The sequence below is a fragment of the Mesorhizobium sp. WSM4842 genome, assembly GCF_055901575.1.
On sequence record NZ_CM148372.1, the window covers coordinates 915,951 to 928,953 of the forward strand.

The 13,003-nt window shown below is 64.2% G+C and carries 15 protein-coding genes; 9 read left to right on the forward strand and 6 right to left on the reverse strand.

The features are described from left to right. The first annotated feature begins 222 nt into the window (after nt 1-222). Both AC0NIE_RS04270 and AC0NIE_RS04275 read left to right on the forward strand, forming a co-directional pair. Complete coding sequence (locus AC0NIE_RS04270; protein ID WP_027155901.1) at nt 223-576, forward strand: YciI family protein; 354 nt, start codon at nt 223-225, stop codon at nt 574-576. Next, complete coding sequence (locus tag AC0NIE_RS04275; protein WP_473485711.1) at nt 576-1,826, forward strand: RNA polymerase sigma factor; 1,251 nt, start codon at nt 576-578, stop codon at nt 1,824-1,826. The genes AC0NIE_RS04270 and AC0NIE_RS04275 overlap by 1 nt, the downstream gene beginning before the upstream one ends. Nucleotides 1,827-2,078: 252 nt before the next feature. Here AC0NIE_RS04275 and cysK read toward each other — a convergent pair whose 3' ends face one another. The 4 genes from cysK to hrcA form a co-directional block, all read right to left on the reverse strand. Then, complete coding sequence (cysK, locus tag AC0NIE_RS04280; RefSeq protein WP_473485712.1) at nt 2,079-3,059, reverse strand: cysteine synthase A; 981 nt, start codon at nt 3,057-3,059, stop codon at nt 2,079-2,081. 172 nt (nt 3,060-3,231) lie between these two features. After that, nucleotides 3,232-3,849 carry a LysE family translocator gene (locus AC0NIE_RS04285; RefSeq protein ID WP_473485713.1) on the reverse strand — a complete coding sequence of 206 codons (618 nt, stop codon included), beginning with the start codon at nt 3,847-3,849 and terminating at the stop codon, nt 3,232-3,234. Nucleotides 3,850-4,055: 206 nt separating this feature from the next. Next, entirely contained in the window at nt 4,056-4,253 is a 198-nt protein-coding gene (locus AC0NIE_RS04290) for a hypothetical protein (RefSeq protein WP_029347942.1), read from the reverse strand. Between the two features lie 136 nt (nt 4,254-4,389). Then, entirely contained in the window at nt 4,390-5,505 is a 1,116-nt protein-coding gene (gene hrcA / locus AC0NIE_RS04295) for a heat-inducible transcriptional repressor HrcA (protein ID WP_095495919.1), read from the reverse strand. 134 nt (nt 5,506-5,639) lie between these two features. On the opposite strand from hrcA, the gene rph reads away from it, so the two are divergent. The 4 genes from rph (at nt 5,640) to hemW (ending at nt 8,773) form a co-directional block, all read left to right on the forward strand. Further along, nucleotides 5,640-6,356 (forward strand): ribonuclease PH, encoded by a 717-nt coding sequence (gene rph / locus AC0NIE_RS04300; protein WP_292183601.1) that lies wholly within the window; start codon nt 5,640-5,642, stop codon nt 6,354-6,356. A gap of 184 nt (nt 6,357-6,540) precedes the next feature. Then, nucleotides 6,541-6,951 (forward strand): VOC family protein, encoded by a 411-nt coding sequence (locus tag AC0NIE_RS04305; protein WP_473485714.1) that lies wholly within the window; start codon nt 6,541-6,543, stop codon nt 6,949-6,951. Beyond that, nucleotides 6,951-7,613: an RdgB/HAM1 family non-canonical purine NTP pyrophosphatase gene (gene rdgB, locus AC0NIE_RS04310; RefSeq protein WP_473485715.1), complete on the forward strand. Its 663-nt coding sequence runs from the start codon at nt 6,951-6,953 to the stop codon at nt 7,611-7,613. The genes AC0NIE_RS04305 and rdgB overlap by 1 nt, the downstream gene beginning before the upstream one ends. Next, entirely contained in the window at nt 7,610-8,773 is a 1,164-nt protein-coding gene (gene hemW, locus AC0NIE_RS04315; RefSeq protein ID WP_473485716.1) for a radical SAM family heme chaperone HemW, read from the forward strand. The genes rdgB and hemW overlap by 4 nt, the downstream gene beginning before the upstream one ends. 283 nt (nt 8,774-9,056) lie before the next feature. Here the strand turns inward: hemW and AC0NIE_RS04320 are convergent, their stop codons facing one another. Beyond that, nucleotides 9,057-9,254, reverse strand: a complete 198-nt coding sequence (locus AC0NIE_RS04320) for a hypothetical protein (RefSeq protein WP_123145992.1) — start codon at nt 9,252-9,254, stop codon at nt 9,057-9,059. Nucleotides 9,255-9,441: 187 nt separating this feature from the next. On the opposite strand from AC0NIE_RS04320, the gene rsmI reads away from it, so the two are divergent. Both rsmI and AC0NIE_RS04330 read left to right on the forward strand, forming a co-directional pair. Further along, nucleotides 9,442-10,371 (forward strand): 16S rRNA (cytidine(1402)-2'-O)-methyltransferase, encoded by a 930-nt coding sequence (rsmI, locus tag AC0NIE_RS04325; protein ID WP_473485717.1) that lies wholly within the window; start codon nt 9,442-9,444, stop codon nt 10,369-10,371. Continuing rightward, nucleotides 10,364-10,741 carry a YraN family protein gene (locus AC0NIE_RS04330; RefSeq protein WP_123145990.1) on the forward strand — a complete coding sequence of 126 codons (378 nt, stop codon included), beginning with the start codon at nt 10,364-10,366 and terminating at the stop codon, nt 10,739-10,741. The genes rsmI and AC0NIE_RS04330 overlap by 8 nt, the downstream gene beginning before the upstream one ends. Nucleotides 10,742-10,796: 55 nt before the next feature. Here the strand turns inward: AC0NIE_RS04330 and AC0NIE_RS04335 are convergent, their stop codons facing one another. After that, complete coding sequence (locus tag AC0NIE_RS04335; RefSeq protein ID WP_473485718.1) at nt 10,797-11,735, reverse strand: LysR family transcriptional regulator; 939 nt, start codon at nt 11,733-11,735, stop codon at nt 10,797-10,799. Nucleotides 11,736-11,861: 126 nt separating this feature from the next. Here AC0NIE_RS04335 and AC0NIE_RS04340 point away from each other — a divergent pair, with 126 nt between their 5' ends. Next, nucleotides 11,862-12,920 (forward strand): class I SAM-dependent methyltransferase, encoded by a 1,059-nt coding sequence (locus tag AC0NIE_RS04340; protein WP_473485719.1) that lies wholly within the window; start codon nt 11,862-11,864, stop codon nt 12,918-12,920. Nucleotides 12,921-13,003: the final 83 nt, after the last annotated feature.

The window sequence follows — 13,003 nt, forward strand, 5'->3', positions numbered from 1 at the left end:
CCCTCGCCAGCACGAGCCGAGGCGAGTTTAGACAGCGGGTGGGAAATGCCAACCCGCAATAATATCCATTAGACGAACGGCTGAGTGTTGCCGCAACGCATGGCCGCTTGCGCGATGTGCGATCGGAGCCGAAAGATTTTCGCAGAGCCTGTCGAAATCGCGCGAGGCCGCGCGACATACGTTCGGCTCGCAACGATGCGGCCTTCGAAAATGGAGAAGACCATGCGATACATGCTTTTGATCTACGTGAACGAAGCCGCGATGGCGGCCGCGCCGACGGAGAAGACCTACGAGATCAGCGCAGCCTATGGCGCCTATACCGAGGCGTTGAAGAAGTCCGGCTCCTGGTTGGCCGGTGACCGGCTGAAGCCGACCCAAGCCGCGACCTCGGTGCGGATGGCCAACGGCAAGACCAACGTGCTCGACGGTCCCTATGCCGATACCAAGGAGCAGCTCGCCGGTTTCTACATGATCGAGGCTGAGGACGCCGACGCGGCGATTGCCTGGGCGGCGCGATGCCCAGCTGCCAGCACCGGCACGGTCGAGGTGCGGCCGATCTGGGAACAAACCATGTGATGACGAATGACCCGGAGGTCGCCCGGGCGGCAGCGGAAGCGGCCGCCCGCCAAAGCTATGGCAAGCTCATCGCCTTCCTCGCCGCCCGCACGCGCGACGTGGCCGGCGCCGAGGACGCGCTGGCCGACGCCTTTGCGGCGGCGCTGGAGCGCTGGCCGCAAACCGGCGTGCCGCAGAAGCCGGAAGCCTGGCTGCTGGCGGTGGCGCGCAGACGCCGCGTCGACGCGATCCGGCGGCGACTGACCAGCGAGGCGAGCCGCGACCATCTCAGGCTGATCGCCGAGGAGATGGAGGCCCGTATGATCGATGAAGACCTGCCCGATGAGCGGCTGCGGCTGATGTTTGCCTGTGCCCATCCGGCGATCGAGGCCGGCGTGCGCGCGCCGCTGATCCTGCAGGCCATTCTGGGCGTCGACGCAGCGACGATCGCCTCGGCCTTCCTGGTGTCACCGGCAACGATGGGCCAGCGCCTGGTGCGCGCCAAAAGCCGCATCCGCGAGACCGGCATTCCGTTCCGGGTGCCCGAAAGAACCGAGCTCGGCGAGCGGCTGGATGCGGTGCTGGAAGCGATCTACGCCGCGTTTGCCGAAGGCTGGTCCGACCCGGCCGGCACCGAAACCCGCCGCCGCAATCTCGCGACCGAAGGCATCTGGCTCGGCAGGCTGGTAGCCTCGCTGATGCCGGATGAGCCGGAAGCGCTTGGCCTGCTGGCGCTGATGCTGTTTGCCGAGGCACGGCGTGCGGCGCGGCGCAACGCCGCCGGAGACTATGTGCCTTTGGCCGAGCAGGAGCTTGCGCTGTGGGACGGGGCCTTGATTGACGAAGCGGAGACATTGCTGAAGCACGCCGCGGCCAAGGGCGTCGTCGGCCGCTATCAGCTCGAGGCAGCCGTGCAATCCGCCCATACGACAAGGCGGCTGACCAGCCGGACCGACTGGGCCGCGATCAAACAGCTCTATGATGCGCTGTCGGTGATTGCCGGCTCGCCGGTGGTATCGATCAACCGCGCGGTGGCCATCGCCGAGGCCGACGGCGCCGCGGCGGGATTGAGCGCACTTGATGGGCTTGGCGACGACAAACGGCTGCATGATTATCAGCCTTATTGGGCCGCCCGCGCGGGCCTCCTGGCCAGGCTCGGCAAAACCCGGGAAGCGGCCGAGGCCTATAACCGGGCGATCGGCCTCGAACGCGATCCGGCCGTGCGCCGGTTCCTGCAGGAACGGCGGGCGGGACTCGCAGCCGAAGAATGAGGTTCGGGAAAGGCCGGAGGTCAGACAAGATCCGATGTTTGGGAGCTAAGGCCGAGCGCAGGCGCCGCCCCTCATTGCCCTGTTCTGCAACGCTGGCGATTGGCGAGGCCGTCTATGAGAGCGCCCCTCGCCCCGTTTACGGGGAGAGGATGCCGGCAGGCAGGTGAGGGGCCGCGCCGGCTTCGACAATTAGCGGGCGATACGGAAGCGCAGGAAACCGCAACCGCAGACCGGCACAAATACCAATATGCCCTAAGCCCCCAGCCCTTCGAACAGGATCGTCGACAGATAGCGCTCGGCGAAGGATGGGATGACGACGACGAGGTTCTTGCCCTTGTTCTCCGGCCGCGAGCCGACGACGATCGCCGCCTGCAGCGCAGCGCCCGAGGAGATGCCGACCGGCACGCCTTCGAGGCGGGCGACGAGCCGCGCATTGGCGACTGAATCCTCGTTGGAGACCTTGACGATCTCGTCATAGATCGTCGTGTCGAGGATCTTTGGTGCGAAGCCGGCGCCAATGCCCTGGATCTTGTGCGGGCCGGGCTGGCCGCCCGACAGCACCGGCGAGGCTTCCGGCTCGACGGCGACGACATGCACGGAGGGCTTGCGTTGCTTCAGCACCTGGCCGACGCCGGTGATGGTGCCGCCGGTGCCGATGCCGGCGACGAAGATGTCGACTTCGCCTTGGGTGTCGTTCCAGATTTCCTCGGCCGTGGTGCGGCGGTGGATTTCCGGATTGGCCGGATTCTCGAACTGCTGCGGAATGATGGCGTCGGGCAGCGTCGCGGCCAGCTCGTCAGCCTTGGCGATGGCGCCCTTCATGCCTTTCGGCCCTTCGGTCAGCACCAGCTCAGCGCCGAGCAGCGCCAGCATCTTGCGACGCTCGACCGACATGGTTTCCGGCATGGTCAGGATCAGTTTGTAGCCCTTGGCGGCGGCGGCGAAGGCGAGCGCGATGCCGGTGTTGCCAGAGGTCGGCTCGATCAGCGTGGTCCTGCCGGGCGCAATCCTGCCCGATGCCTCAAGCGCCTCGATCATCGAGACGCCGATGCGATCCTTGACCGAGGCGATCGGATTGAAGAATTCGAGCTTGGCCAGCAGATTGGCAACGACGCCTTTTTCATTGGCGAACTTGTCGAGCCGCACCAGCGGCGTGTCGCCGATCGTCTCGGTGATCGAATTGTAGATGCGGCCGCGGCCGGGAACATGCGCGGTGGTGGCGGGCTTGTTCATTTGGTTTCGCTCCCAAGAGTTAGGCGGGCAAGAGTCAGGCAGCTAAGTCTCGACCAGGCAGGATAAAGCCTTCGGCCGCGCAAGATAGTCTGCCGTTTGAAAATATCCGAGTGGGTCGCATGCTGAAAACACACTCGCCCCGGAAAAGCATTCCAGCCGAGGCCAAAGTGGCCTATTGCCGGGCGGCGATCGCAGCCGCCGCGCCGGCCATGAAACCGGCGGCGGTGCGGTTCAGCGCCCTCAGCGCGCGCGGCGACTTCAGGAACCCGCGCGCTTTGGCCGCCAGCACCAGATAGGGCACCAGCACCACCAGGAGCACGACGAGCGTGAGCGCCACGAGGATGCCGTAGTCGGCGAGTGTGATGGTCTTCAGATCAACGATGGTCGGCGTGATGGCGAGATAGAAGATCATGGTCTTCGGATTGCCGAGCGTGACGGCGAGGCCCGCAATAAAGCTGGACACCAACCCGCCCCTGCCCTTCTTCGCCTCCACCGTTTCGGACGTGATGCCGCTCGTCCAGAAGCGCCAGCCAAGGAAGGCGAGATAGGCGACGCCCAGCCATTTGATCGCCAGGAAGGCCATGCCGAAGGTCTGCGCGACGAGAGCGAGGCCGAGCACCACGGCGGTGAGATAGGCGAGATCGCCGAGCATCAGTCCGAAGGACATGGCGAGCGCCGAGCGAAAGCCGGACCCGAGCGCACGCGCAATAAGCGCGGTCAGCCCCGGGCCAGGGATGGCGGCGGCGATACCGAGGGCCACGCTATAAGCGAGGAATCCGGTGAGGGTCATGGTTTCGGCCTTAGCGCATGACCCCGAAAATCGGAATCGACCTTTTAAGACTGACCTTGTCGCACAAAGGCGGGCAGGCGTGTACTCCCTGAGAGTCGGATTCGATTGCACCAGCGCCGCCGGCCAGGCGAACCCACCGATCAAGTTCCGCTTTGACCGGTCCAGCACACGGAGAGTTGAAGCAATCGACCGTTTGTCTTTCGGGCTCAGTTTCCGGCCGCGTAAAAATCATCATCCAGACGCTTTTCGAGCGCGACGAGATCGGCCGGCAACGGCAGGCCCATGGCGCGCATTTCCCTCAGCTTTTCGCGCAGCTGCTCCTGCACTTCATGCTGATCCTCAGGCTGGTTGATCATCTGCTCGAGCAACAGGCTGATCTGAGCCTTGAATGATTCCAGCGCCATTTTTTTCTCCTTGAGGTCCACCCAAAGCGCGTCGCGGTTGAGGGGTTCCTGCGACTCGCTTTGCTTTCTTGTTTTCATGCATGTCGTTATTCCAAAACCGCTGCTCAACCGAGGGCAGGCTTTTGGGCGACATGCATTACCGCAGCATGCGGGAAATAAGCTGCGCGGTATAGTCGACCATCGGCACGATGCGGGCGTAGTTCAGCCGGGTCGGGCCGATGACGCCGAGCGCGCCGATGACGCGGGCGTCCTTGTCGCGATAGGGCGCCACGACCAGCGACGAGCCGGACAGCGAAAACAGCTTGTTTTCCGAGCCGATGAAGATGCGCACACCGGAGCCTTCCTCGGCAAGGTCGAGAAGCTGGATCAGCCCGTCCTGCGTCTCCAGATCCTCAAACAAATGCCGCAGGAGCTCGATGTCGGCCTGCGCGGTGACATTTTCCAGCAGGTTGGCGCGGCCGCGCACGATGAGACGCGCCGGCAGGCCGCTCTCGGCGCCTGCCCAGACCGCAAGGCCCTTCTCGACCAGATCCTGAGACAGCGTGTCGAGGGCGGCCTTGGTCTCTTCCTTGATGCGGGCGATCTCGATCCGCGCCTCGGCCAGCGTGCGGCCACGGATATGGGCATTGAGGAAGTTTGACGCTTCATGCAATTGCGAGACGGTGATGCCGGCGGGCAGGTCGACGACGCGATTTTCGACGTCGCCGTTCTGCGACACCAGCACGGCCAGCGCCTTGTTCGGCTCGAGCTGGATGAACTCGATGTGCTTTAGCGGCACCTCGTTCTTGGCGGCAAGCACGAGGCCGGCGCCGCGCGACATCCCGGACAGCATCTGGCTGGCTTCGGTGAGCAGATGTTCCAGCGTCGCGCCCGAGCCGGAGGCGCGTACCTGCGCCTCGATGGTGCGGCGCTCCTCGTCGGAGAGGTCGCCAAGCTCCATAAAAGCATCGACGAAGAAGCGCAGGCCGGCCTGGGTCGGCAATCGGCCGGCCGAGATATGCGGCGCATAAATCAGGCCGAGATGCTCGAGATCGCTCATCACGTTGCGGATGGTGGCGGGCGACAGCGACGACGGCAGGATACGCGACAGGCTGCGTGAGCCGACCGGCTCGCCGTCCTTCAGATAAGAATCGACAATGCGCCGAAAGATGTCGCGCGAGCGCATGTCGAGCGACTGGAGTGCGGGCGATTGAAGCGCGGGCGACTGGAGCACTGCCGCCGACTGGGAACCGGGATCGACTGCCTTGGTCATTCGAGCCAAATACCTCCGGCCCAAAGATATAGACTTCGGCCACACCCGCGCAACCGGCCATTTTCCTTTGCGCCCTGCGCCCCATGCGGCTACAAGCCGGCCACGATTCCGAAAAAGATAGGAAAAAAGCCTGAATGCGCCCTTCTAAACGCCAATTCGACGAAATGCGCGCCATCTCCTTCGAGCGCGGCGTCTCCAAGCACGCGGAAGGTTCGTGCCTGGTGAAGTTCGGCGACACCCATGTGCTGTGCACGGCCAGCCTCGAGGAAAAAGTGCCGGGCTGGATGCGCAATTCCGGAAAGGGCTGGGTGACGGCGGAATACGGCATGCTGCCGCGCTCGACCGGCGAGCGCATGCGCCGCGAAGCTTCGGCCGGCAAGCAAGGCGGCCGCACACTCGAAATCCAGCGGCTGATCGGCCGTTCGCTGCGCGCCGTGGTCGATCTGCAGGCGCTCGGCGAGCAGCAGATCACCGTCGACTGCGACGTGATCCAGGCCGATGGCGGCACGCGCACCGCGTCGATCACCGGCGGCTGGGTGGCGCTCCATGACTGCCTGCGCTGGATGGAAGCCCGGCAGATGGCCAGCGTCGCCAAGGTGCTGAAGGACCATGTCGCGGCTATCTCCTGCGGCATCCATGACGGCCAGCCGGTCATCGACCTCGATTATCTCGAAGACTCCTCGGCCGGCACCGACGCCAACTTCGTCATGACCGGCAAGGGCGGCATCGTCGAGATCCAAGGCACGGCCGAGGGCGAGCCTTTCTCGGAAGAGCAGTTCACGGCGCTGATGGAATTGGCCAAGAAGGGCATTGCGCGACTGGTCAGCCTGCAGCAGATGGCCGTGGCGTAGCCCTAAAAATGCCGAGCTTGTCCGCCCCCCTCTGGCCTGCCGGCCATCTCCCCCTCAAGGGGGGAGATCGGATGTCATTTCGGCCTTCGCCAATCTCCAACATCGAAGGGTGCGCGACGACGCAGAAGCTGCCAATCTCCCCCCTTGAGGGGGAGATGGCCGGCAGGCCAGAGGGGGGTGCTTCGTGACTCCCTCTGCAATCCTGGAATCGGCACTATACGTCACAGACCTCGCTGCTGCGGAAACCTTCTACACCGGCGTGCTCGGGCTCGATCTGCTGGGCAAGGTCGACGGCAGGCATCTTTTCTTCCGTTGCGGGGACGGCGTGCTGCTCATCTTCAACGCCGAGGCGACCAAGGTGCCGCCGGCGCCCGATGCCAGACTGAAGGTGCCGCCGCACGGCACTGTCGGCGACGGCCATCTCTGCTTTGCGGCGAGTGCGGACGAGATCGTGCGCTGGAAGGCACATCTTGAGCAGAAGAAAATCGCCATCGAAAGCGAGTTCGAATGGCCGCAAGGCGGCCGCTCGATCTATATTCGCGACCCTTCCGGCAATTCGATCGAATTCGCCGAACCAAGAATCTGGGGCTTCTGATGCATTCGCTTGATGGGCACAGAATTGTCGTTGCTAGCCATAATGCCGGCAAATTGCGCGAATTCGCCGATCTGATGGCGCCATTCGGCATAGAAGCGAAGTCGGCCAAGGAATACGGCCTGCCGGAGCCGGACGAGACCGGCACCACCTTCGAGGAGAACGCCTATATCAAGGCTCTTGCCGCCGCCAAGGCGACAGGCCTGCCGGCATTATCGGACGACTCCGGCCTGTGTGTCGATGCGCTGGGCGGAGCGCCCGGCGTCTACACCGCCGATTGGGCCGAGGCGCCGGACGGTTCGCGCGATTTCGGCATGGCGATGCAGCGAGCGGAAGTGGCGTTGCAGGAAGTCGGCGCGGTCGCGCCTGCGCAGCGCAAGGGCCGCTTCGTCGCCGTCATCTGCCTGGCCTTTCCCGACGGCGCGGCCGAATATTTCCGAGGTGAGGTCGAGGGCACGCTGGTGTGGCCGCCGCGCGGCGAACTCGGCTTCGGCTACGACCCGGTGTTCGTGCCGGACGGTTTCGAAAAGACCTTCGGCGAGATGACCGCAGAGGAAAAACATGGCTGGAAGCCCGGCCAGCCGACGGCATTGTCGCATCGCGCCCGCGCCTTCCAGAAATTCGCGCAAGCCAGACTGGATTTGGCACGATCGGCTGTGAAATGACCATGCTGCTTGACCGCAGCCCCGGCTTCGGCGTCTACATCCACTGGCCGTTCTGCGCGGCCAAGTGCCCCTATTGCGACTTCAACAGCCATGTCCGCCACCAGCCGGTCGACCAGGAGCGTTTTGCGCGCGCCTTCGAGGCCGAGCTTGCGACGATGCGCCACCGCACCGGACCGCGCGAGGTGACCAGCATTTTTCTCGGCGGCGGCACACCGTCGCTGATGAAGCCGGAAACCGTGGCGACGGTGCTGGACGCGGTGGCGAAGAACTGGACGGTGCCCGCCGGCATCGAGGTGACGCTGGAAGCCAACCCCTCCTCGGTCGAGGCCGAGCGCTTTCGCGGCTACCGGGCGGCGGGCGTCAACCGCGTGTCGCTCGGCGTGCAGGCGCTGAACGACAAGGATCTGCGCTTCCTCGGCCGCCTGCACAATGTCGACGAAGCGCTGCATGCGATCGGCCTAGCACGTGAGATCTTTCCGCGGCTGTCGTTCGACCTGATCTACGCACGGCCCGGCCAGACACCTGAAGCGTGGCAGGCGGAGCTCGAACAGGCTATCAGCCACGCCGCCGACCATCTGTCGCTCTATCAGCTGACCATCGAGGAAGGCACGCCGTTCCACGCGCTGCATGCGGCCAAGAAATTCGCCGTTCCCGACAATGATCTTGCCGCCGATCTCTACGCGTTGACGCAGGAGATCACCGCCGCGCATGGACTTCCGGCCTACGAGATTTCCAACCACGCCAGGCCTGGTGCGGAAAGTCGGCACAATCTGACCTATTGGCGCTATGGCGAATATGTCGGCATCGGTCCCGGCGCGCATGGCCGCTTCGTCGAAAACGGCCGCCGCGTGGTGACGATCGCCGAAAGAATGCCGGAAACCTGGGCCAATCTGGTCGAGGCCAAGGGCCATGGCATCACTGGCGGCGAGACCCTGACGCGCTCGGAAGAGGCCGACGAGTTCCTGCTGATGGGGCTGAGGCTGACTGAGGGCATCGACCTCTCCCGTTACGAAGCGTTTTCCGGCCGCGGCCTCTCGACGGCACGGCTGTCAGTGCTGCAGGGCGAGGGGCTGGTCGAGCCGATCGGCAATGCCCGCCTGCGCGCCACTCCGGCCGGCATGATCGTGCTCGACGCCGTGGTGGCGGATCTGGCGCGGTAGAGCGCCATGCCTTCGTCATTAACGGGCGGAGCAGGAGTGCAGACCCTTTGATGGGGAAGGGGACAGCGCGCCCTCTGGGCCGAGGAATTAGGCGTCGTGTTTGTGGCGGCCCTTGGCGTGGTCTTTCTCGGCGTCCGCCTCACCGGAGCGTGCCGGCTTGGCGTCGCCCTTGTCGCGGCGGGCGCGGTGTTGATCGCTCATCGGGTGTGGGGGCGCTCCGTTGCGGGAGCTTTTCGTTTCAAGGCGGGTGATGAAAATGTCGAAGCGATTGGGCATCGTCTGGTCAGTGCTCCATCGTGCTGCCGGTGCCGGTCGAAGGCTTGATTTCCAGGTCGGTTGCCTTTGAAGGACGACGCTTTCGCGGCTTTTTGGCCAAGCCGGCGCCGGTTTTGGCAGGCTGACCCTTGTCCTTTCGCGCGGCAAAGCGCTTGCGCCCTGCATAGTAGGGTTCGAAAACGTCCTGTATCTTAAGACTGTCCATCCTGCTCCTCCCGAGATCAGGGGTAAATCCGCCGGGCATGGTTTCGTTCCGTACTGTGGCGAAGGCATGGCGAGTGCTTCACTTCGGCACGGGTTTTGCAACCGAGCGTGAGCCGTGCCAAACAGGGCCGAATGCATTCAAAGTGTCAGAGCCTATTCAAAGTGTCAGAGCCTGACGGGGGACACCGGTGACCGGCGAGTTGGCAAGACGCAGCTATGTGATCGGCCAGACCGAAATACCAGCCCGGCCGCTCGCGCCGGCGCTCTATCTGGTGGCGACGCCGATCGGCAATCTCGCCGATATCACATTACGCGCGCTTGAAACGCTCGCCGCCGCCGATATCGTTGCCTGCGAGGACACGCGTGTCAGCCGCGTGCTGCTCGACCGCTACGGCATCCGCCGCCGCACCACTGCCTATCACGAGCACAATGCCGCAGAGGCCGGCCCAAAACTGATCGCAGCCTTGCTGGCCGGGCAGAGCGTGGCGCTGATCTCGGACGCCGGCACGCCGCTGATCTCCGATCCCGGCTACCGGCTGGTCGGCGAAGCGCTCGACCAAGGCATTCGTGTCGTGCCGATCCCCGGCCCGTCGGCGCCGCTTGCGGCGCTGACGGCATCAGGCCTGCCCTCCGACGCCTTTCTGTTTGCCGGCTTCCTGCCGGTGAAGACTGGACAGCGGCTGGCGCGGCTGGAGGCGCTTAAAACCGTGCCGGCGACGCTGATCTTCTTCGAATCGCCGCGCCGGCTGGCCGAGACGCTCAGTGCCATGGTCGTGGCGCTAGGCGGTGAGCGCAGGGCCGCGATCGGCCGCGAGCTGACCAAGACCTTCGAGGAAATGCGGACTGGCACCTTGCAGTCGCTCGCCGATCATTACGCGGCGGCCGACACGCCGAAGGGCGAGATCGTCATCTGCGTCGGCCCGTTGGAAGCGACCGCCGACGAACCGGCCGACATCGACCGGCTGCTGCTTTCGCTTGCCGCCGAAATGCCGGCCTCCAAGGCGGCGGCGGAAGCCGCCAAGATGACCGGCGGCCAAAAGCAGGCGCTTTACCGGCGGCTGCTCGAACTCAAGGACACAGGGAAGAACCGGGACGCCGGGAAGGACGGCGATGGCTGAACGCCCGGTCGCCAGCCGCCAGCGGGCCTATCGGCGCGGCCACCGCAGTGAGTGGCTGGCGGCGGCGGCATTGATGGTAAAAGGCTACCGGATCCTGGCGCGCCGCCACCGCACGCGGTTCGGCGAGATCGACCTGATCGCGCGGCGCGGCGACTTGGTGCTGATCGTCGAGGTGAAAGCGCGCCGCACACTGATGGAAGCGATGGAGGCTATCGCTTACGAATCGGAGCGCCGCATCGAAAGCGCCGCCGATCTCTGGCTGTCGCGCCAATCCGACTATGGAAGATTGTCGGTTCGCTTCGACATGGTCGCGGTGCTGCCGTGGCGCTGGCCGGTGCATGTTGAGAATGTTTTTTACGGGCGGAATTAGGTGCGCCGTCCCCCAACGAACAGCGCTGCCAGGCCGACGGTGCCGACGGGGGCACCTATTGGGCCGTTTGCCAGTCGTGCTCCTTCACCGCCTTGGCAAAAGCCGAGACAACAGGTGAAGGCAAGCGGTCGGCCACTGAAACGAGCGACACCTCGCGTATGATTTCAGGGTCGACGACGGGCCTGTGACAGACACCGGGATGGCTGGCCGAGTACTCCGCGATGAAGCAGACGCCCATGCCCGCAGCGATCATCGCCAGAATCCAATCCTCGCGCTCGCTGCGGAAGGCGCTGCGGATATCGAAGCCGATATTCCGGCATAGCCCGTCTATGTGATCGCCATATTCGCAATTGATGCGCTCAAGATAGGCTTCGCCACGGACGTCGGTAAGATGAAGCGTATTGCGCATCTCGAAAGGATGGCCGGTCGAGAAGGCGAGCCCGAAGCGCTCCCGGTAAACAGGATCCGCCTTCAGACCATGGCCGAAGGGTTCGGGCCTGGCCAGCAGGGCGACGTCAAGCTTGCCCTCCATCAGAAGGTCGGTGAGATGGCTTGCCGGGCCCTCGATCACTGTCACTTCTATGCCTGGATAGCGCTCTCGAAAGATATTGAGGAAGCCGATGAAGCGCAGCGGGCCTATGGTGCACATCACACCGAGCGTCAGCGACGCGGTTTCCAGAGAGAGGAAGCTCCTGGCTGTCCTCTTCGCAGTCTCCGAACGCCGGAAAACTTCGTCCAGATGGGTCCGCATCAGACAGCCAAAATCGGTGAGCCGGACGCGAGTTTTCTCGCGGTGGAAAAGATGGCCGCCAAGTTCCGCCTCCAGCTTCTGTATGGCCCGCGTCAGCGCAGGTTGGCCGACGTGAACGAGGTCCGCCGCGCGATGAAAGTTGAGAGTCTCGCTGGCCGCCAGAAAATAGCGGATTTCGTGCATCTCCATGAAACGCCCCCTCGCCGATGTCTCGTGTGCATCGTCGCGATGATAATTCGGCATTATCCGCCGCCCTCACGCTCAAGTAAACTTCACCAGCCTTTATGGCAGCTTGGCCGCTGCTGGAGCCGATCTGAACCAGGATCGGGCGTCACCGAACGCGGTTGGAGAGCCCAAAGGGAGATTCCGATGCCTGAAGCGAGTCAGGAAAAGTTGGACGCATTCTTGGGGAAAATGGTCGGCGATCTCGGTGCGATCGCTACGGGCGCGGGGGTCTTGCTGGGCGACAGACTCGGCCTGTTCAAGGCATTGCGCGAAGGTGGCAAGATGACGGCGGCCGAACTTTCGACACGCACCGGCACCCAGGAACGCCTTGTAAGGGAGTGGCTTTCCGGGCAGGCGGCGGCGGGCTACGTCGACTACGATGAAGCCAAGGACGAGTTCTATCTCAACGCCGAGCAGGAGCTGGTGTTCGCCGATGAGGATAGCCCGGCCTTCATGGCTGGCGCATTCGAGGTCCTATCCGCGCTATGGCTCGACGAAGAAAAGGTGAGGCAGGCATTCCAGTCCGGTAAGGGCGTTGCATGGCACGATCATAGCGCGTGTCTGTTTCGCGGTACGGAACGGTTCTTCCGTCCAGGCTATAATGCCAATCTGATCGACTCCTGGCTGCCGGCCCTGGAGGGCGTAGTCGAGAAGCTCGAACGCGGCGTCGAGGTCGCGGATGTCGGATGCGGTCATGGCGCATCGACCGTGCTCATGGCACGTGCTTTCCCCAATTCGCGCTTCGTCGGCTTCGATTATCACGCCCCTTCGATCGAACGCGCCCGCAAGGCCGCCGAGGAAGCCGGCGTCGGCGCCAACACGCGCTTCGAGGTCGCGGCCGCCAAGACCTATCCCGGCACCTATGACCTCGTCGCTTTTTTCGATTGCCTTCACGACATGGGCGACCCGGCGGGCGCCGCCACCCATGTCCACGGGTCGCTCAAACCGGATGGCACGTGGATGATCGTCGAGCCGTTCGCGCATGATCATCTAGCGGCGAACCTCAATCCCGTCGGACGCGTCTACTATGCCGCTTCCACGTTCGTGTGCACGCCCGCGTCCCTGTCGCAGGAAGTCGGGCTCGGGCTTGGCGCCCAGGCCGGCGAGGCGAGGCTACGCCAGGTGGTGACCGGCGGCGGCTTCAAGCGATTCCGTCGCGCCACGGAGACGCCGTTCAACATGGTGCTGGAGGCCCGCCCCTAGCGCGGCCGTCGATAGAAATTGCAGCTCAAAGGGATCGGAGGAAGCTATCGCCCTCCATGATCGCCATTCTCGACAGGTTCCGT

Excerpts from the sequence above, each read along its gene's own strand:
- AC0NIE_RS04340 (WP_473485719.1), top strand. The coding sequence starts at position 11,862 with ATGCCTGAAGCGAGTCAGGAAAAGTTGGACGCATTCTTGGGGAAAATG.
- hemW (WP_473485716.1), top strand. The coding sequence starts at position 7,610 with ATGACCATGCTGCTTGACCGCAGCCCCGGCTTCGGCGTCTACATCCAC.
- rph (WP_292183601.1), top strand. The coding sequence starts at position 5,640 with ATGCGCCCTTCTAAACGCCAATTCGACGAAATGCGCGCCATCTCCTTC.
- AC0NIE_RS04335 (WP_473485718.1), bottom strand. The coding sequence starts at position 11,735 with ATGCCGAATTATCATCGCGACGATGCACACGAGACATCGGCGAGGGGG.
- AC0NIE_RS04320 (WP_123145992.1), bottom strand. The coding sequence starts at position 9,254 with ATGGACAGTCTTAAGATACAGGACGTTTTCGAACCCTACTATGCAGGG.
- hrcA (WP_095495919.1), bottom strand. The coding sequence starts at position 5,505 with ATGACCAAGGCAGTCGATCCCGGTTCCCAGTCGGCGGCAGTGCTCCAG.
- rdgB (WP_473485715.1), top strand. The coding sequence starts at position 6,951 with ATGCATTCGCTTGATGGGCACAGAATTGTCGTTGCTAGCCATAATGCC.
- cysK (WP_473485712.1), bottom strand. The coding sequence starts at position 3,059 with ATGAACAAGCCCGCCACCACCGCGCATGTTCCCGGCCGCGGCCGCATC.
- AC0NIE_RS04270 (WP_027155901.1), top strand. The coding sequence starts at position 223 with ATGCGATACATGCTTTTGATCTACGTGAACGAAGCCGCGATGGCGGCC.
- AC0NIE_RS04290 (WP_029347942.1), bottom strand. The coding sequence starts at position 4,253 with ATGGCGCTGGAATCATTCAAGGCTCAGATCAGCCTGTTGCTCGAGCAG.
- AC0NIE_RS04330 (WP_123145990.1), top strand. The coding sequence starts at position 10,364 with ATGGCTGAACGCCCGGTCGCCAGCCGCCAGCGGGCCTATCGGCGCGGC.
- AC0NIE_RS04275 (WP_473485711.1), top strand. The coding sequence starts at position 576 with ATGACGAATGACCCGGAGGTCGCCCGGGCGGCAGCGGAAGCGGCCGCC.
- AC0NIE_RS04285 (WP_473485713.1), bottom strand. The coding sequence starts at position 3,849 with ATGACCCTCACCGGATTCCTCGCTTATAGCGTGGCCCTCGGTATCGCC.